At 60.0% G+C, this 19,199-nt stretch carries 8 protein-coding genes; 6 read left to right on the top strand and 2 right to left on the bottom strand.

Annotated features, from left to right (window positions below):
* Positions 1–41: 41 nt before the first annotated feature.
* Both EYB53_RS17705 and EYB53_RS17700 read right to left on the bottom strand, forming a co-directional pair.
* Positions 42–9,611 (bottom strand): type I polyketide synthase, encoded by a 9,570-nt coding sequence (locus EYB53_RS17705; protein WP_135479742.1) that lies wholly within the window; start codon positions 9,609–9,611, stop codon positions 42–44.
* Between the two features lie 39 nt (positions 9,612–9,650).
* A complete protein-coding gene (locus EYB53_RS17700) occupies positions 9,651–11,288 on the bottom strand; it encodes an acyl-CoA dehydrogenase family protein (RefSeq protein ID WP_135479741.1) in 1,638 nt (545 codons plus the stop codon).
* A 315-nt stretch (positions 11,289–11,603) separates the two neighbouring features.
* On the opposite strand from EYB53_RS17700, the gene EYB53_RS17695 reads away from it, so the two are divergent.
* From EYB53_RS17695 to EYB53_RS17670, 6 genes are all read left to right on the top strand, one after another.
* Entirely contained in the window at positions 11,604–12,776 is a 1,173-nt protein-coding gene (locus EYB53_RS17695; protein ID WP_135479740.1) for a Re/Si-specific NAD(P)(+) transhydrogenase subunit alpha, read from the top strand.
* Between the two features lie 85 nt (positions 12,777–12,861).
* Positions 12,862–13,143: an NAD(P) transhydrogenase subunit alpha part 2 gene (locus tag EYB53_RS17690; RefSeq protein WP_097651639.1), complete on the top strand. Its 282-nt coding sequence runs from the start codon at positions 12,862–12,864 to the stop codon at positions 13,141–13,143.
* 3 nt (positions 13,144–13,146) lie between these two features.
* Positions 13,147–14,532, top strand: coding sequence for an NAD(P)(+) transhydrogenase (Re/Si-specific) subunit beta (locus tag EYB53_RS17685; protein WP_135479739.1), 1,386 nt, complete (start codon positions 13,147–13,149; stop codon positions 14,530–14,532).
* A 201-nt stretch (positions 14,533–14,733) separates the two neighbouring features.
* Complete coding sequence (locus tag EYB53_RS17680) at positions 14,734–17,280, top strand: FAD-binding oxidoreductase (protein ID WP_135479738.1); 2,547 nt, start codon at positions 14,734–14,736, stop codon at positions 17,278–17,280.
* A 172-nt stretch (positions 17,281–17,452) separates the two neighbouring features.
* Entirely contained in the window at positions 17,453–18,157 is a 705-nt protein-coding gene (locus EYB53_RS17675; protein WP_135479737.1) for a LuxR C-terminal-related transcriptional regulator, read from the top strand.
* Positions 18,158–18,160: 3 nt separating this feature from the next.
* A complete protein-coding gene (locus EYB53_RS17670; protein ID WP_135479736.1) occupies positions 18,161–19,168 on the top strand; it encodes a DUF937 domain-containing protein in 1,008 nt (335 codons plus the stop codon).
* The last annotated feature ends 31 nt before the right edge of the window (positions 19,169–19,199 follow it).

Below are 19,199 nucleotides of genomic sequence, written 5' to 3'. Positions count from 1 at the left end.
GGGCAGGCAGGAGGATCCTGCTTGCCCAACGCTATTCTTTCCTACAGGTGCGCCGTCCCCGGCAAGCGTGCTGTCCGATAGCCGTGCAGATCAAGATAGACGTTCCCCAGGTCGTCAACAACCCGGGCGTCAAAGCTCGTGCCGTTCTCGACCGGGGTGACGATGGCGTAGATCTGCGCGTCGCCAGCCTCTTCCAGATGCCGATAGACCTCAAGCGTGTCGAGTGAGGATGGCAATGCCATTGCCTCGGTCTGGACGATCTCCCACACGCCCGCCGTCTGGAAGCACAACTCCAGCAAACGTGGGTCAACCATGTGCTCGGCGTTGGCGGGAGTGCTATCGGGTGGCAGATCGCCCGCCAGCATGCCAATCGCCATCTCGTCGCTCAGCATAACCTTCTCAAGCACCTGATACGCCGGGCCGTGGAAGTAGACTTTGTAGATCTCACTTCGCTCGATCACCCGGGCATGCTCGTCCGCAATCGGTCGTTCGGTTTGCGCCGGGATCAACTCCCCACGGGTGAGGCGAACCTCGGCCCGGAAGTGTACCGTCTCTTGCGCCGGCGGTGGGGTCTGCCCCGGGGCTACCACTGGTTGGAACGTGGAGCTCAACGTGGTCTGGGCCAGCAGATCACCACCTTCGGTAGGCCGAATGACCGCCCGCAGCGTCAGCGTGCGTGGCTGGCTGCGATGGAATTTGACCGGGCTATCGAGCCGTTCATGCTCGATTCGTGCCAGACGGAAGCCAGGGGCAAACAACCCCGCTACCTCCGCAAAGCCTTCGGTGCCCATCACCCCCGGCAACACCGGTGTCCCTTCGATCTGATGATCGTACAGAAACGGTTGCTCGTGCGGGTCAAGTGAGGTCTCTGCAATGATGCCACCATACAGCCTGGCCGCTTCGACTGTGCCGACCATCAGGTATGGCCGCTCACGCGCAGCCAGCGTTGTCGCGACTTTCGCCGGGTCGAGCCCGCCTGTCGGGTCAAACTCTTCGGTGAGTACACCCAGGCGCAGCCCGACGACGATTTCGTCGCGGGTGTCGCCCGCCGTCAATTCGCGCCTGATCGTTGGGATACCAACCTCGGGGGGGAGCATATCAATCCCCGCCATCTCCATAATCCGTGGAATCGACCCACGGGTCGCCATCCCGATCCCGCCCCAGGCTGTCCAGTCAATTACGATGGCGCGTGTGTCGGGGCGCCAGCGCCGCATGCTGCTGCTGATTTTGCAGAGCAGGTCGTTGGCGGCGCTGTAGTCGGTCTGACCACTGTTGCCAAACCGCCCGGCCACGGAACTGAAGGCGACGGTTGCGCCAATCGGCAGACCCTTGGCCGCCCGCAGCATGTTGAAGAAGCCATCAGCCTTGATGTCAAAGACCCGGCTGAATTCGTCGTGCGCTTTTTCACTCAACGCTCGACTGATTTCGATGCCGCCTGCGTGCAGCAGCACGTCAATGCGGCCCTCGCGTTCGCGAATGGTGTCAATAACCCCGGCAACCGTTGCTGCATCACGCAGGTCGAGGCTGTAGTAGTTGGCTGTGCCGCCCGCTGCTTCGATCACTTCGATCACCCGCAACGCTGCCTCAGAGCGTTCCACCGCCATGATGCCCCGGTCAATCTGCACTGGCGTTGGCCGCTCGCCGCGTGCCTGGGCTTCCGCGATCAGCGCCGCCTTCAGCGCGGCCCGGTCTTGCCGGAAGAGCCGGATATGCTCGTCCGCAGGATCAGGCTCTGGCGTTAGATCGAGCAGGTAGAACGTCCCGCCCATCCCGGCTGCCGCCAGGTCGCCAATGATCGCACTCGTGATGCCCCCCGCTGCCCCCGTCACCAGATAGACCGTCTCGGGCGTCAAGACCATCCCCGAGTTGCCATTGTAGGCGTGGCGCTCTTCCAGGCTTACGCTGAGCCGTAGCCCGTCACAGTAGCCGACTTCAACGATGCCTGGATCGCTCAGTGTTTCGGCGATCAGGCTCTCGGCTGGTTCGACACTCTTGCGCCCGGTCTCGAAGTCAACCGCTTTGACGAGTACCGACGGGTATTCGCGTTTGTAGGCTTTGGCAAACCCTGTCACCGCACCGCCAAGTGGTGCCGCCGCCCCGTCGTCGTCGTAGCCATGCCGCCCGCCCATCCGCGTTCCCACCACGAGGAAAGGAATGCGCTCGGGTTGCGCCCCGACGAGCGTGTGCGTCGCCAGATGCAGATTCTTGACCCGCACACGATTCAGTTCGTACCACTCTGCTAGGTCAAGTTCTTCCAGGTCTGGCTCGACCTCAAGGGCCGGTAGCCAGTAGATGCCGTCAACCGGCCCTTCGGCAAGCATGCCCTGGATCATCGCGACAATGGCACCCTCTTCCGGTGGTGCCTCGATCGGCAGCACGGTTACACCCCGCTTTTCAAGCCGTGTTACCAGCGCTTTGCCGATGCCACTCCGATCAAGCATCACCATGACCCGTGTGCCTTCACCAAGCTCGACGTTCGTCGCTTTGCAGAGATCCAGTGGTGGCCGGAGCACTGGCGTGGCGACGCGCCGCGGCGCTCGGTTCGCTTCGCTCAGGTTGTAGGCCCCCGCAGGCGCCGCTGTGGTCGTCTGAGTTGACGCAGCCGTTGTCATCGTGTCTAGACCTTCGCTTACCACGGCTGTGCCATTTCTGGTTTCGGGGCGCTGCGTATACACAAAGCCGATGACATCACGCAGCGTCGGATAGTCGCGCAGCTTCAGGTCTTCGATGCGGGGGATGTTGAAGGCCTCGCGTACCGCCGCAAAGGTTTCGGCCTGCTTGACCGTGTCTACGCCCAGGTCGGCCTCGAGGTCGAGGTCGAGATCGAGCATTTCAATCGGGTAGCCGGTCTTGTCGGCGACCAGGTTGAGCACCGTTGTCGTGACTTGATCGCTTACTGGTGTGAGCCCTGCCACTGCTAGTTGCGCAGCCGGGGCGACCGGTGTTGCCACGGTTGCCGCTGCTGCTGCCGCCAGATCGGGGCGCTGTGTATGCACAAAGCCAATCACATCACGCAGCGTCGGATAGTCGCGCAGCTTCAGGTCTTCGATGCGGGGAATGTTGAAGGCTTCGCGTACCGCCGCAAAGGTTTCGGCCTGCTTGACCGTGTCTACGCCCAGGTCGGCCTCGAGATCGAGATCAAGATCGAGCATTTCGGTCGGGTAGCCGGTTTTCTCTGCAACCAGACCAAGAACCGTCTCGGTGATTGGATCGAGAGATGGCTGACTCACCGGTGGCGCCGCAGGTGCGACTGCTGCCGCCGGTGTCGGGGCCACCGCTGTCAGTGCTGCCACTGGCGCGGCGAGATCGGGCCGCTGTGTCCGCACAAAGCCGATCACATGCCGCATCGTCGGGTATTCGCGCAGCTTCAGGTCTTCGATGCGGGGGATGTTGAAGGCTTCGCGCACCGCCGCAAAGGTTTCGGCCTGCTTGACCGTGTCGACGCCCAGGTCGGCCTCAAGGTCGAGGTCAAGATCAAGCATCTCAATCGGGTAGCCAGTCTTATCGGCGACCAGATTGAGCACCGTGTCAGCGACGGGATCGCTCACGCTTGCTGGCGCACTGACGGCGACCGGTTGGGGCGCTGCGGCGACGGGCGCTGCCACCGGTGTTGCCACCGGCGCGGCGAGATCGGGCCGCTGTGTCCGCACAAAGCCGATGACGTGTCGCATCGTCGGGTAATCGCGCAGCTTCAGGTCTTCGATGCGGGGAATGTTGAAGGCTTCGCGTACCGCCGCAAAAGTTTCGGCCTGCTTGACCGTGTCGACGCCCAGGTCGGCCTCGAGGTCGAGGTCGAGATCAAGCATCTCAATCGGGTAGCCGGTCTTATCGGCGACCAGATTGAGCACCGTGTCAGCCACGGGATCGCTCACGACGGCTGGCGCACTGACGGCGACCGGTTGGGGCGCTACGGCGACCGGTGCTGCCACCGGTGTTGCCACCGGCGCGGCGAGATCGGGCCGCTGCGTGCGCACAAAGCCGATGACGTGCCGCATCGTCGGGTAGTCGCGCAACTTCAGGTCTTCGATGCGGGGGATGTTGAAGGCTTCGCGCACCGCCGCAAAGGTTTCGGCCTGCTTGACCGTGTCGACGCCCAGGTCGGCCTCGAGGTCGAGGTCGAGATCGAGCATCTCGCTCGGGTAGCCGGTCTTTTCGGCGACCAGCGCAAGTACCGTCTCGGCCACGGGATCGCTCACGGTTGCTGGCGCACTGACGACGACCGATTGTGGTGCTGCGGCGACGGGTGCAGCGGCGGTTGGTGCGGCGAGATCAGGCCGCTGTGTACGCACAAAGCCAATCACGTGCCGCATCGTCGGGTAGTCGCGCAGCTTCAAGTTCTCGATGCGGGGGATGTTGAAAGCCTCGCGCACCGCCGCAAAGGTCTCGGCCTGCTTGACCGTGTCGACGCCCAGGTCGGCCTCAAGGTCGAGGTCGAGATCGAGCATCTCGCTCGGGTAGCCGGTCTTGTCGGCGACAAGGGCCAGCACCGTCTCGGCGACCGGATCGCTCACCGGTGCTGGAGCCACTGGTGCGACTGGTGCCACCGGTGCTGGAGCCACTGGCGCGACTGGTGCCGCCGGTGCTGGGGCAACCGGGGGTGGCGCAACAACCGGTTTGTGCGCAACTGGTGCGGGTGCTACCGCTTCCACTGGCTTGGCTGCAACCGGGACGGGCACTGGTGCGACCGGAGCCGGGGTTGCTGGTCGACTCACCACTGCTGGCGCACTCGAACGCCCATTGCTTGCTGGCGTAACCGCCAGGTGATGTCCGGCTACATCAGGCGCAAACGCCGCCCGCTGCACCGGCCCGGTGCCAGGAACCCAGTCACTTGGCATGGGTACGCGCTTTGGCGCACCCTGGGCCTTGATCCGCAAGACACGTTTCACCACCTCGGTCTCGGCCCGGTCATAGCCACTCACCTGCGCCAGCCAGTAATCATAGCGCTGGCGCTGATCAATGCGCTCGATTGACCCTGGAATGCGTCGCAGCAAGGTCAGCGCGATCTGCGAGCCAAAGCCTGCCGCCAGGTGGATCGCATAGCGCACCGGGTAACGTCCGCCGCGGCTCAGGTTCAACTGGCCGAGTTCGGGGTCGGGCTCGCGGTAGTTGGGTACCGGCGGCACAATGCCATGCTCCAGGATCTTGACTGCGATCACATCTTCGATGCCCACCCCCATCGGGTGACCGGTGAAGCCTTTGGTGTTGGCGATGACAATGTCGCTCGCCGCTGGCCCAAAGGTGTGCCGCAAGGCGGCGATTTCGGCGGAAGCACTGCCGCCCCGGGCCGGCGTAAAGGTCTCGTGCGAGATAAAGACTGTCTGTGCGGCCATGGTGCGCCGATCCAACCCAAAGCGCTGCTCGGCGGCCCGCACCAGATTGTCAACAATCTGGCTGATGTGTTGCACATCCAGGCGCGTTCCGTGGAAGGCGCTGTTATTCGTCTCACTCGAGAGCACCTCGACAATGCCGCGCATGCCACGCTCGCGGACGGCATCCTCGCTCTCGACCAGCAAGGCACACGCGCCCATGCCGAGCAACGTGCCATGCCGACGCCGATCAAACGGCAACGCAGCCTCTTCGACAGCATCATCAGTTGCCGCTGCCCCTGTTGCGAGGAAGCCTGCGCCAACCCATTCGAGCATATGCTCGCTTGTGACATCGTCGCCGCCCACCACCAGCACGCGCCGACAGCGCCCACTGCGGATCCAGTCTTCGGCAATCGCAACAGCCTGTGCGGTCGAGGCACATGCCGCGTTGACATGCGTATTTGGCCCGCGTGCGCCGATATACTCGGCCAACTGGCTGTGACCCATCGCCAGGATGCGGAAGATGAAGCGCCGGTCAAACGTGTACGGCTTGCGTTCGATCTCGTCGCGCACCTCGTTGATCCGCCTGGTCAGGCGCACCAGCGTTGCCTCGTCGCTCGTCTCGTTGCGCAGTGCTTCCAGTTCTTGCAACAGGGCTAGTCGCCCCTCGTGCTCGTAGTAGCGCTGCAATTCGCCACTCAACTGGTCATAGCCAGGGAAGGCGCTTGCAAAGATAACGCCAGTCTCGTCACGCAACGCCTCGGGCAGCATCCAGCGCTCGGGCAAGAAGGTGCCCTTGCTCGTCTTTTTGTAGGTCTGTACCAGCGGAAGGCCGGCCTCACGCAGCGCATCAAGCCCTGCCGCCATCGCCAACTGGCTGGTGATGTCCAGCGCCTCCACGAGATTGGCTGAGACGCCGTATTCCGCCGTGAGGTCAAAGCTCCCTGCACGCCCCGCGAGCCGGATGACATCGTCGGCGTGATCAATTTCCTGGAAACTGCCACCGCCGTCTTCGCCTTTGACCACACGAGTCACATGCTTCTTGACCATCAACCGACGGAAGCGCTCGGGGATCAGATCAATCAGTTGCTCGCCACGCAGGATGCGCTCGGCGTTATCGAGCGCCATCAAGCTCTTCTCGGCCCCCGGCAAGCCAAGGCCGGTGCCGCTAATCACAATCGAGCCGGTTGGCGGCACGTTCCGGTCATAGGCTGCCGGTTGACCTGCCGGGCTTGCGCCCCCTTGCCGAAGCGCCTGTGTCAACAGGGCACTCAAGGCTTCGAGCCCGTGCCCGTTCCCGTTGCCGTGCTGCGCTCCGTGATAGTCACCCTGGCTCATCTCGCGGGTATCCTCAACCGGGCTCGCCTGCCCCATTTCGGCCTCAAGCGCGGGCAAATGCGCAACATTTGTCGTCAGACGATGGGTTACCACCGGCGTCTCGTGGGCATAGGCTGCGGCGACCTGTCGAGGCGCCGCGACTGCGACCGGCTCGGCTGCATCCAGGCCTGCCGCATAGAGCCCGCAGAGCGCCTGGTTAAAGCTGGCAATTTCACCCGTTTTGGGATGGTTGGTAAAGAGCGCAACAGCATCGCCTTTGTCACCAAGCACATCATCAACAAAGCCCTTCAACGCCTTCTTGGGGCCGCATTCGATAAAGATCCGGCATCCCTCGCGATAGAGCGTCTCGAGTCCCTTGACCCACTGCACCGGCGAGGCAATCTGGCGCTCCAGAATATCCTTGATGCCCTCAACCGTCGTCGGATAGAGTTCGCCGGTCACATTGGCAACCAGCGGCAGTTCGGGCTCACGGATGTGCAAGCGGTCGAGCACCTTGCGCAACGGCCCCGACGCCGGGGCGACAATGCTCGTATGGAAGGCATGGCTCACCGGGATGCGCTGGGCCTGGAAGCCACGACTAACAAAGAGGTCGATCGCTTGCTCGACGGCCCGGCTTGCGCCACCGATCACGGCCTGGCTGTAGCTATTGAGGTTGGCTGCAACCACATAGCCATCAACCTCTTTGAGCGTGCTCTCGATCACCTCAAGCGGGGCCATGACGGCGGCCATCCAGCCATTATCTTCCACGCTCACCCTGGTCATCTCGGCTCCACGGGCGGCTGCCGCCTCGAGCGCCTGAGCAAAGGGCATGATGCCCGCCGCCACCAGTGCTCCATACTCCCCAAGCGAATGGCCCATCACCATATCGGGACGAACGCCATACTCCGAGAGCAGCGTGAGCAGCGCGATATCGAGCGTCAGCATCGCCGGCTGGGTAATCGCCGTCTGCATCAGTGCCCGCTCGGCCTGCTTGATCACCGCCGGATCGTTGCTATCCACAAAGAGATAGCTCGTCAACGGTTGCCCAAGGATCGGTGTCATCACCGCATCGGCCTCGGCAAAGACGGCGGCAACAGCGGCTGACTGCTGGGCCAACTCACGCCCCATATTGAGGTACTGGCTACCCTGGCCGGGGAAGAGGAAGGCCACCTTCCCGGAAGCTGTGCCACTGCCCCGGAAGATGCCCTGGGCGGCAAGGGGTCGCCATGCAGCCGGATTATTCAACCCCGCTGCCCGCGCTGCCTTGCCCAGTTTCTCGGCTAGGTCACTTGCCTCGCCAAAATCCACGACGAGCCGCTCGGGTTGACGGAGTTCGGCCCGCTCCGGCGCAGCAAGCGGCGGTGTCCAACCGCCCTTTACGCGCTCAAGGGTCGCCGTGATCCGCGCTGCCAGATCAGCGCTTGTCGCTGCGCCAAGGGCCAGCATGCCCCGCAACGGTGGCTTCTGATCCACTTGAGCGGGGGCAGCATAATGTTTGCTCACACTCTTCGCCTCTCCGCCTCCGGCATCACCAGGAACCGCAGCACTCTGATAGCGGCGTGGGCCAGTGGTGATCATCCCGGGCACATATTCTTCAAGCACCAGGTGAAAATTGGTGCCCCCAAATCCATAGGCACTTACCCCAGCGCGGCGAGGGAAGGCCGCTGGCCGTTCCCACTCACGTCCCTCGTGAAGTAGACTAAACGGCGTTGCCGTGAAATCCACACTCGGGTTCGACGGTGCCGCATTGAGCGTCGGCGGCAAGATCTTCTCGTGAACCGCGAAGGCCGCCTTGAGCAACCCGGCGGCTCCGGCCCCGGCCTTGAGATGGCCAATATTGCTCTTGGCCGACCCGAGGCCGATGCGCCCTCGTTCCGCGCCCGCAAAGACTTTGCTGAGGCTTTCGACTTCCACGACATCGCCAACCCGCGTACTCGTGCCATGTGCTTCAAGCAGCGTACAGGTCGCAGGATCGAGCCCGGCGTGTTTCCACGCACGCTCGATCGCGTAGATCTGCCCGATCGGATTGGGTGCCGTAATGCCCTTGCCTTTGCCATCCGACGAAGCCCCGACCCCACGGATCACGGCGTAGATCGTATCGCCATCGCGTTCCGCATCCGCCAGGCGTTTGAGCAAGAAGGCCGCAGCGCCTTCACCCATCACAAAACCATCGGCCCCATCGCCAAATGGCCGTGTCCCAGTTGCTGAAAGCGCCCCGATCTTGCAGAACTTCACGTAGGTTGAAATGCCCATGTTGCGGTCGACACCACCGGTGATCACCGCATCAACATGGCCTTCACTCAACATCTCGACCGCAGACGCGACGGCGGCAAAGGTCGAAGCACATGCTGCATCGGTGATAAAGTTGGGTCCCCGCAGGTTAAGCACATTCGCTACCCGTCCGGCAACGATATTCGGCAACTCGCCCGGCATCGAGTCTTCGCTGATCGCGGGCAACTTTCGCCCCACTTCAGCATAAAACTGTGCCAGCATCGCCGCCTGCACCTCAGTGGGAAGCGACTTGAAGGCATCGGTACTTGCGAGATAGTTGGCAAAATCGGGGGCCACGATGCGCTGATTGGTCAGATAGTGCAACTCACCGCCCATCGCCGTGCCGAGGATAACCCCGGTATTGTCAGTATTGAGCGCACGATCAGGAAAGCCATAATCAGCCAGTACCTCGGCGGCAACCGTGACCGCCCACTGCTGACCCTCGTCCATCGCATTCGCCACGCGGGGCGGAACGCGAAAACGCTGCCAATCAAACTGAAAATCCCGTACCCACCCACCAATCTTGGTATAGGTCTTGTCGGGGGCCGCAGGATCAGGATCGTAATAATCAGCCAGGCTCCAGCGATTAGCCGGTGTCTCGCTGATACTGTAGCGCCTGGAAAGAATATTCTGCCAGAATGCTCGTGCATTAGGCGCATCAGGCAACATCGCGCCAACGCCTACGATGGCGATGGCGCACGAGGCCGAAGTGTCCATGGAAATAGCTCCTCCGGAGCGCCCCCACGCAGGGGGAAACTACTCTGCCGGGAACGCGGCATTGAGCCGCTCGGCAACGATGTTCATATCTTCAATTTGCCCAGCCTGAGCCTGATAAATCGCCGGTAGCCCGAGGCTCCCCGCCAGGTTGGGGTCGGTCTGGCCTGCACTGATGCACCAGCGGAGCCCATCGGTTGCGATCTTGAGGGCCGCTTCACGGGCGTGAATGCGCGCCATGATTCGCAGGGTTTCGGGGCTAAAGGGCACGGCCTTGCTTGGGTTATTGGCGGCACGCTCGCTAAAGATCGCGGCCGTTTCCGCCCACGCAATCAACTCACCAAGCCGGAAGAGAATATGCTGATTGCGGGTCAACCGATCAAGCCGGCAGCGTTCAAGTACCACCGCCAGTGCGCGCAACGCCAGCGCGGTTGTGGCGGCCCCGGTGTCGGGGTTGGTACGGGCCAGTTGATCGAGTTTCGCTGCCCAATCGTTGTAGTAGGCCCCACGGGTCTTCAGATGCAACTGCCACCGATCACGCGCAATTGTCCACTCCATAATCTCCGAGGTACCCTCGTAGATACAGGTAATGCGCACGTCGCGTTTGATCTTCTCGACCATATACTCTTTGGTATACCCATAGCCGCCGTGGGCCTGGATCGCATCTTCAGCCGCCTTATTGCCGCTCTCGGTGGCAAAATACTTGGCTACTGCTCCCTCGGTCTGCTGCCCAGGGTCGCCCGCATCAATATTTTCCGCAACCCACTCGATATACGCACGTGCGGCTTCCAGGCGTACCGCGTTCGGTACCAGCAGTTTGTGGGTGTAGGCCTGTTTCGTCGAAAGCAGTGCCCCACCTTGAATGCGCGTCTGCCCATACTGAATCGCCCGCTCAAGTGCGCTCCAGCCTCCACCTAACCCAAAGGCCGCGACCATCAGCCGGGTATAGCCAAAGACCGCTTGCGCCTGCGCAAGCCCCTGCCCTTCGACGCCGCCGACTAGGTTTTCGACCGGCACAAAGACCTCATCAAGGAAGAGCGCTGCCGTATTCGAGGCCCGAATACCGTGCTTATCTTCGGGCTTGCCCCAGCTAAAGCCAGGCGCACCCCGCTCGACGACAAACCAGGTTGGCCCGCCCTCGGTATTGGCAAGAATCGTATAGAGCGTTGCCACCCCACCATTCGAGATCCACTGCTTGCGCCCCGAGATCTGGTAGCCAGTGAGTTGCCCATCTTCATACACTGGCGTTGCCCGGGTTGTTAGGCTGCCAAGATCACTGCCTGCCTGCGGCTCAGTCGCCCCATAGGCCACCAGCAAGCCCTCGTCGGCAATGCGCCCCATCCAGAGCGCCTTCTGCTCGTCGGTGCCACCCACTACGATCGGGTCAGTGCCAAGAAATGTTGCCAGTACCCCCGTCGCGACCCCAAGGTCGATGCGCGCCATCTGCTCGGAAACGCGGTAAATATCGTAGGCACCCCCACCGAGTCCTCCGAACTCCTCGGGGATGAAAATAAGGTGCAGGCCAAATTTCTCAGGGTCGTAGAGATCCTTCAGCACCTCGTGCGGAAACTCGTCGCGTTCGTCCAACTCCCTCAGAAACTCGGATTTCAGTTGCCGGTCGGCATAATCACGCAGAGTCGTCAGTACCATCTCCAGCGTATCGGTATCCAGGGTCGTCATTACCTGATCCTCCGAACTAGACCCATACATAACGGAATAAAACAGGCTCTAGTGTACACCATCGCAACACGCTCTCGCCAATAAGTTGCTTAAATAATAGATAAGAGGTATTTATTGTGCGAGAAATTTCGTTCACCGTTATGTTTCTGGAGGCGTCAATTTGCGCACTTGCCTTGTCTGTGAAAACATTCTCAATTGTATCAATTCATGGTATACTAAGCCGGGGTTGCCCAGGTTTCGCTCAGTGAATGGACGTATGTTGCACAGAATAGGGCAGCCCTGCAGCGCACTCAGGAGTTCCAACAGGGAGAGTGTATGATCGTCGGCATTCCGGCTGAATTGGTGTCGGGTGAAGATCGCGTGGCGATCGTCCCCGCAGATGTGCCAGCCCTGATGAAAATGGGGTTGCAAGTCGTCGTTGAGGCAGGTGCTGGGATGCGTGCCGGGTTTCCTGACGCTGCCTATGTCGAACGTGGGGTGCGTACCGTGGCGTCGCGTACCGATGTCTATGCGCAGGCTGATATCGTGCTCAAGGTGCGGGCGGCCGGCGCTGATCCAGGTCACGCCGATAAAGAACGGGCGATGTTGCGTCCTCAGCAGTTGTTGATCGCGTTTCTTGAACCGCTGTGGGAACCAAGGTTGGCGGCGAGCCTGGCTGAGCGAGGCGTGACCGCTATGGCGATGGAGTTGATTCCTCGCATCAGTCGTGCGCAGAGTATGGACGCGCTCTCTTCAATGGCGACGGTGGCCGGCTACAAAGCAGTCCTGATTGCGGCTGCTAGTATGCCGCGGATGTTTCCGATGCTGATGACGGCCGCTGGTACGGTGACGCCCGCTCGGGTCTTTGTCATTGGTGCCGGTGTGGCTGGGCTTCAGGCATGTGCTACCGCCAAACGCCTCGGGGCGCGCGTTGAGGCGTATGATGTCCGTGCTGCGGTGAAAGAACAGGTCGAGAGCGTCGGTGCCAAGTTTGTTGAGCTGCCCCTTGAAACAGGCAGCAGCGAAGACAAAGGTGGCTATGCCAAAGCCCTTGGCGATGATTTCTATGAGCGGCAGCGCAAGTTGATGGCTGAAGTGGTGGCCCGTAATGATCTCGTCATTACAACGGCTGCCATTCCAGGTAAGCCATCACCGGTCTTGATTACGGCTGAGATGGTTGCTGGAATGCAGCCTGGTTCGCTGATTGTCGATCTCGCCGCCGAACGTGGGGGTAATTGTGAATTGACCCGGTCTGATCAGATTATCGTCGCGCATAATGTCACGATCATTGGGCCAGGTAATTTGCCCGCAACGGTGCCTAATCACGCGAGCCAGCTCTATAGCCGTAACCTGATCAATCTGCTCCGCCTCATGGTCAAAGATGGCAAACTGACGGTCAATATGGATGATGAGATTATCCGTGAGTCTACCGTCGTTCACGATGGCAAAGTTGTCAGCGCCCGGATCAATGATCTGATTGGCGCGGGTACACCGGTTGCCTCATCATAGCAGATTGCTCAACGCATCGACGCATCGGTTAGACCAGCAGCGGTCGTTCTGATCGCTTGCCCCTGGATAACAAAGGAATCTTCGCATGGAAATGCTCGTGGTCTCCTTGACCGTCTTTGTTCTGGCGCTGTTTGTTGGTGTCGAGATTATCACCAAAGTGCCCCCAAACTTGCACACGCCCTTGATGTCGGGTTCTAATGCTATTTCAGGTATTACACTTGTGGGCGCGATTCTCTCGGCAGGCTCGCTCGGTCCCCAGGTGGCGACGATCCTCGGTTTTCTGGCGGTGATTTTTGCCACCATCAATGTGGTTGGCGGTTTTATGGTGACCAATCGTATGCTTGGCATGTTTCGCCGGAAGGATTGAGCAATGGGCAGTGCGCTGATTAATCTGGCTTACCTTGCGGCGGCAACCCTCTTTATTCTGGGGATCAAGGGCCTTACCCATCCACGTACCGCCGTGCGTGGCAATCAACTCGGCGCGATCGGGATGCTCATCGCGGTGGTGACCGCTTTGGTCGATCAGCAGGTCGTTAATTATGTCTGGATCATCGCTGGTCTGGTCATCGGTTCCGGCATCGGTGCGCTGATGGCGACCCGCGTCCAGATGACCGATATGCCCCAGATGGTTGCGTTGCTCAATGGCTTCGGTGGCATTGCTTCAACGCTGGTCGCCGGGGCGGCTCTTCTGGATGCCCTCCAGATCGATGTGACCTTGGTTACGATCCAGTTTGCCATCGCTACCGCTGCCTCTGGCCTTATTGGTACGGTGACGTTCTGGGGTAGCATGGTCGCCTTTGGCAAGCTTCAGGGTATCATTAAAGATGTTCGCCTCTCGGGGGCGCAAATCATTAATGCGATCTTGCTCGTCATTGCGCTTGCGCTCTCTGTCTGGCTCGTCGTTGATCCGACGGCTACCTGGATCTATTGGGCGATTGTGCTTGTCTCGACGCTGCTCGGGCTCTCGCTCGTTTTCCCGATTGGTGGGGCTGATATGCCCGTGGTGATTTCACTGCTGAATTCCTATTCGGGAATAGCTGCTTCCGCCGCTGGTTTTGTGCTGAATAATAATGCGCTTATTATTACCGGTTCGCTTGTCGGTGCCTCCGGTATTATTCTTACCAGTATTATGTGTCGGGCGATGAATCGCTCGCTCACCAATGTGCTCTTTGGGATCTGGGTCGCCGGCGAGGAGGCCCAGAGCAGTGATGAGGTCTATGGCGGGCGCGTCAAGGCGGCCAATGCCGAAGAACTGGCAATGTTGATGGAGACAGCGCGCCGGGTGGTGATTGTTCCCGGTTATGGTATGGCTGTCTCGCAAGCCCAGCACGCGGTGCGTGACCTCGTCAATCTCCTCGAAGAACGTGGTGCTGAGGTTGAGTTCGCGATCCATCCCGTTGCTGGTCGTATGCCCGGCCATATGAATGTCTTGCTCGCTGAGGCCGATATTCCCTACGATAAGATGAAGGAGATGGATGAGATTAATCCTTCCTTCGAGCAGACCGATGTGGTGATTGTCATTGGGGCCAATGATGTTGTCAATCCGGTTGCACGTACCAATCCGAGTAGCCCCATCGCCGGGATGCCGATCCTTAATGTCGATAAGGCCCGCAGCATTATTGTGATTAAGCGCAGCCTGAGCCCCGGCTTTGCTGGCATCCCCAACCCGCTCTTTGCAGCCGATAATACGCTGATGCTCTTCGCCGACGCCAAGAAGGGTGCCCTCGATATTATGAATGCCCTCAAAGCGGTATGAACATGTAGTCTTTCAACCCGTGCTTGTGCCGATGGAAAAAGCCAGCTTTGCTGGCTTTTTCCATCGGCACAAGCATAACCTGCATCCTGCGGCCTTGACATCCTAGCCGAGATGATGCGGTTCTGGTATGATACCCAGAACCGCATTTTCGTCTCTGGCTGTTGTGCTGCCTCCGTCCAATGTTGTATGTCAGGAGCCTCCATGATTGCCCGTGAGCTTGCCCTTACTGCGCTGACAAGTCTGTTGCCGCCTGGTCGTGTTGTGACTGATCCGGTTGCGTTGCTCACCTATGAAGGCGATGCGAGCCTCGATCGCGGTCTTCCCGATGCGGTGGTCTTGCCCCAGACGACCGAAGAGGTCGCTCGCCTGGTTGCCTGGGCTTCACGCTATCGGATTCCGCTGGTGGCGCGCGGCGCTGGCACCGGCCTCTCTGGTGGCGCTGTCGCTGAACACGGTGGTGTCATTGTTGCCTTTGCCCGCATGGAACGCCTCGTTGACCTCGATCCGGTGGGCCGGAGTGCTGTCGTTGAACCTGGGTTGACCAATCTGTTGCTCGATACCGTTACCCGTGAGCACGGGCTCTATTTTCCTCCTGATCCTTCCAGTGGCCGTGCTTCAACGCTCGGCGGTAATCTTGCTGAGAATGCCGGTGGCCCCCACTGTTTCAAGTATGGCGTCACGTCCAATTATGTGACGGGTCTCGAGGTTGTGTTGCCTGATGGCCGTCCTCTGCGCCTCGGTGGCGCGGCCCTCGATTATCCCGAGTATGATCTCGCTGGTTTGCTCGTTGGCAGTGAGGGTACCCTCGGCTTGATTACCAGCGCGACGGTGCGTTTGATGCGCTATCCACCTGCCGTCAAGACGATGATGGCTGCCTTTGATTCGGTTGAGACCGCTGGTGAAGCCGTTTCCGCCGTCATCGCCCGTGGCCTTGTTCCAGCCACGATGGAGATGATGAACCAGGCGATGATGCAAATTATCGAGGCTTTTGTGCCCGCTGGTTTGCCTATTACTGCCGGCGCTGCGCTGATTATCGAGGCTGATGGCTATCCCGAAAGTGTTGGCCTCCAGATTGATGAGATCGCGACGATTCTGCGCGAGTATGGCGGCTTCAATCTCCGCATTGCGCAGAGTGCCGAGGAGCGTGACCGGATCTGGTATGGGCGCAAGAGTGCCGCCGGAGCGATGGCTCGCCTCGCCCCGGCCTTCTATCTCGTGGATGGCACGGTACCTCGCAGCAAGCTCGCAGCAACGCTCGGTGGCGTCAATGCGATCTGCGCCCGCGCTGGTCTCCAGGTCGCCTATGTCTTCCACGCCGGCGATGGCAATCTTCACCCCTTTATTCCGCTCAAAAATCCCAATGATCCGGCCCTGGTACGCCAGGTTATTGAAGTTGGCCGTGAAATCCTTGAACTCTGCGTTGGCTATGGTGGCAGTATCACCGGTGAACACGGCGTCGGCATCGAGAAACGTGATTTTATGCCGATGATGTATACCGCCGATGAGTTGGCCGTCATGCGCGAGATCCGCGATCTCTTTGATCCACAGGCAATCTATAACCCAGGCAAGATTTTTCCGCCTGCTTCGCCCACGCCAGCCCCGGTGGTTCCGGTTGACCATCCGGCCCTCACCGCAGCCCCTGAAGATCTTCTTGCCCCCACCACTGCCGCCGATGCCGCCGCAAGCCTGCATGCGTTGACGGCGACTGGGCGTTCGGTGCGCCTGGTCGGTGGTGGCTCGAAAGCGTCTTCGCCTGGTTCGGCTGATGTGACGGTGAGTAGCCGTGGCCTTGCCGGCATTATTACCTATGCCCGTGACGATCTCTATGTTGTTGCCGGTGCCGGGACTCCCCTTGCGACCTTGCAGGCCGAGTTGGTACAGGATGGGATGTGGGTGCCGCTCGTGTCGCCCTGGCCGGAGGCAACGCTTGGGGGCATTGTTGCTGCCAATTTCAATGCGCCTTTGCGCATGCGTTATGGGGGCGTCCGTGATCTCTTGCTCGCCACGACCGTCGCGTTGCCCGATGGTCGCGTGATCGGCGCCGGTCGTCCGGTGGTCAAAAATGTCGCTGGCTACGATCTTCCCAAGCTCTATGTTGGCTCGCACGGTACGCTCGGCATGCTCACCGATGTGACCCTCAAGCTCTCGCCCCTCCCACGTGCCTCGGTGACCCTGCGCGCCAGCTTTGCTAGCCTCGAGGCCGCCCTTGTAGCTGGAGCATGTCTGCTGCCGTTCTGCCTGGTCGCGTCGTCACTGCTCATCCTCAGTGAACCTGGCTCGAACACGCTCATCTATACTGCCGAAGGATATCCCGAAGATGTGCAGGCTGAACGTGCACAGGTTCAGGTGTTGCTCGCCGGGGCAACCGCGCTTGAAACCCTGACCGAGACGACCGGGTCGGCGCAGTGGGCGGCCTGGCTTGCCTCTAGCCAGTCAGCCTTGACCCTGCGTCTGGGCCTTCCTTCCCAGCGCTTGCCCGAGGTGACCCGCCTTGCCGCCCCGGCGTCTGTTGGTCTGCTCGCCGATCTCGCCAATGGGTTGCTCTATGTTCGCGATCCGGCGCACCCCTTCGCGCTTGCTCAGGCTGCACGGCAGGCCGGTGGCTATGCTGTCAGCGTCCCAGGTTGTTTGCCACCTCCCGCTGATCTCGATATCCAGGGCTATGTGTCCGAAGCTCGGGCGATCCAGCAGGCGCTGCGGAACCATTTCGGTGCTGGGGGACTTCTGAACCCCGGCGTATGGTCATAAATACTACATTTTGAGTGATGCTATTGGTATCTGCTACCGACTATACTAGCCATACACTTGATTTTGCCAACAGTGCATTGCTGTATGCCATTTGTGCATGACAAACGACGAGGCGGTACTCTCAGTAGTACCGCTTTTGGTGGGTAGATAACATGTCTTTTGTGCAGACACTATGACAATTAAACACCAGATTCGTATAGTGACTGTTGATCCACAGTCAATCTATCGTGCTGGAATACGCCATATCCTTTCCGCTCTGCCGAACATTGCTGTTGTGGGTGAGACGGGCTTTGCTGCCGATGCTTTTATGCTCTGCGAGCGTCACCGTCCTACCCTGTTGCTTCTTGATCTGACGATGCCAGGGGCACTGGATTTGCTGCGTGAGCTTCAGCAGCAGCAGCTGCCTGTGCGTGTGGTCGTCTTGACTGAGCGAGTTGAAGCAATGTTGCTGCCTGCGGCATTGCAGTATGGCATCACCGCGTATCTGCTCAAGCATGTTGATGCCTTTGAACTGGCCCAGGCTCTTCGCAATGCAGCGAATGGGGTGCTGACCCTGGCTCCCGAAGTTGCTGCCTTGCTCGCTGACGATGATCAGCAACAGGTTGCTGATCCGGATCGCCTCTCTGAACGCGAACAAGCCGTCTTTGCTCTCTTGTTGTACGGCCTCTCGAATGATGCGATTGCTGAACGCCTGTATATTAGCCGTACAACGGTCAAGTTTCATCTGCGGAATATCTATGGTAAACTTGGTGTACGCACGCGTGTGGAAGCAATCAGCAAATCCTACCGCCAGTATCATGCTACTGGGACGTCGCTGCATGATCGGTTGCCTCCTTTGTCCCGGCAGCCGTTAAAGCTCTTGATGAAAGGAATTTGATCTATGCCATCGGTGATTGACACAATTTCTAATCTGATCAGTCCGACGGTGATTGAACGTGTCGGCAAGCAAGTTGGGCTCAGTGACGAAATGACTCGCCAGGGGATCGCTTTGACAACAGCCGTGCTGGCTGGCGGTCTCGCCCGTATGGGCAATACGCCTGAGGGTGTCGAGGCCCTTGATAAGATCATTCAGGGCGCCGATACCGGTGTGCTTGGCAATCTCCAGGGTGTGCTCGGCAATGTTACCGGTGGCACACCAGCGGTCGTACAGCAGATGTTTGGCAGCAATCTTGAATTGGTTACGGGCGGCATCAAGAAGGCGACGAGCATTGATATTACGCCGTTCCTTGGCCTTGTGACTCCGGTGCTGATGGGTGTGATCAAGAATATGACGACCCAGCAGGGCATGGATGCAGCCGCCCTCTCCAAGACGTTGCAGACGGAACTGCGTGGCCTGAGCCGCCGCGATAGTACCACGAATCAGGTGATTAAAGAGGTCTTCAAGCCGCTTGAGATCCAGGATAAGCTGCGAGCCAAGTTTAGTGATGAAGACTGGGCTACGTTGCGCCAGGGCCCGATCTATGCCGCGACGCTCATTATTCTTGCCGATCTTTCAGGCAAGGGTGGCCGTGATAAAGAACTCGATGCGATGTATGCCGCCATTGATGAGGCTGTCACCAAGGCTGGCCCCACCGAATTGCTCAATATCCTCTTCAATGACGATGTGACCGCTGATGAGGTCGAGGCGATGGTCAAGACCCATAAGAAGTCTGAGCAGGCCGAGATCCAGGCGACCTTGCTCCCCCTCGTGCTCGAGTCAGTTGGTGTCGCTCGGGCCAAGGCGCCTCGCTCTGATGCGGTTGCCTATCAGGGTTTGATGCTCGCCGTTGCCCAGCACGTTGCCGCTGCGGTCAAAGAGGGTGGCTTCCTCGGGATGGGCGGTACGCCGGTGAGCGCTGAAGAGAAGGCTGCCATCGATGCCCTCGCCGCCGCGCTGGCAGCGAGTTAAGTTGTCCTTATTCCTAAGTTTTTTTCTCGTT

Source organism: Candidatus Chloroploca mongolica, assembly GCF_004762035.2.
GTDB lineage: Bacteria > Chloroflexota > Chloroflexia > Chloroflexales > Chloroflexaceae > Chloroploca > Chloroploca mongolica.
Note: the sequence above shows the minus strand (reverse complement) of the source record. Positions and strands in the feature narration are given on the sequence as shown.

Excerpts from the sequence above, each read along its gene's own strand:
- EYB53_RS17705 (WP_135479742.1), bottom strand. The coding sequence starts at position 9,611 with ATGGACACTTCGGCCTCGTGCGCCATCGCCATCGTAGGCGTTGGCGCG.
- EYB53_RS17700 (WP_135479741.1), bottom strand. The coding sequence starts at position 11,288 with ATGACGACCCTGGATACCGATACGCTGGAGATGGTACTGACGACTCTG.
- EYB53_RS17695 (WP_135479740.1), top strand. The coding sequence starts at position 11,604 with ATGATCGTCGGCATTCCGGCTGAATTGGTGTCGGGTGAAGATCGCGTG.
- EYB53_RS17690 (WP_097651639.1), top strand. The coding sequence starts at position 12,862 with ATGGAAATGCTCGTGGTCTCCTTGACCGTCTTTGTTCTGGCGCTGTTT.
- EYB53_RS17685 (WP_135479739.1), top strand. The coding sequence starts at position 13,147 with ATGGGCAGTGCGCTGATTAATCTGGCTTACCTTGCGGCGGCAACCCTC.
- EYB53_RS17680 (WP_135479738.1), top strand. The coding sequence starts at position 14,734 with ATGATTGCCCGTGAGCTTGCCCTTACTGCGCTGACAAGTCTGTTGCCG.
- EYB53_RS17675 (WP_135479737.1), top strand. The coding sequence starts at position 17,453 with ATGACAATTAAACACCAGATTCGTATAGTGACTGTTGATCCACAGTCA.
- EYB53_RS17670 (WP_135479736.1), top strand. The coding sequence starts at position 18,161 with ATGCCATCGGTGATTGACACAATTTCTAATCTGATCAGTCCGACGGTG.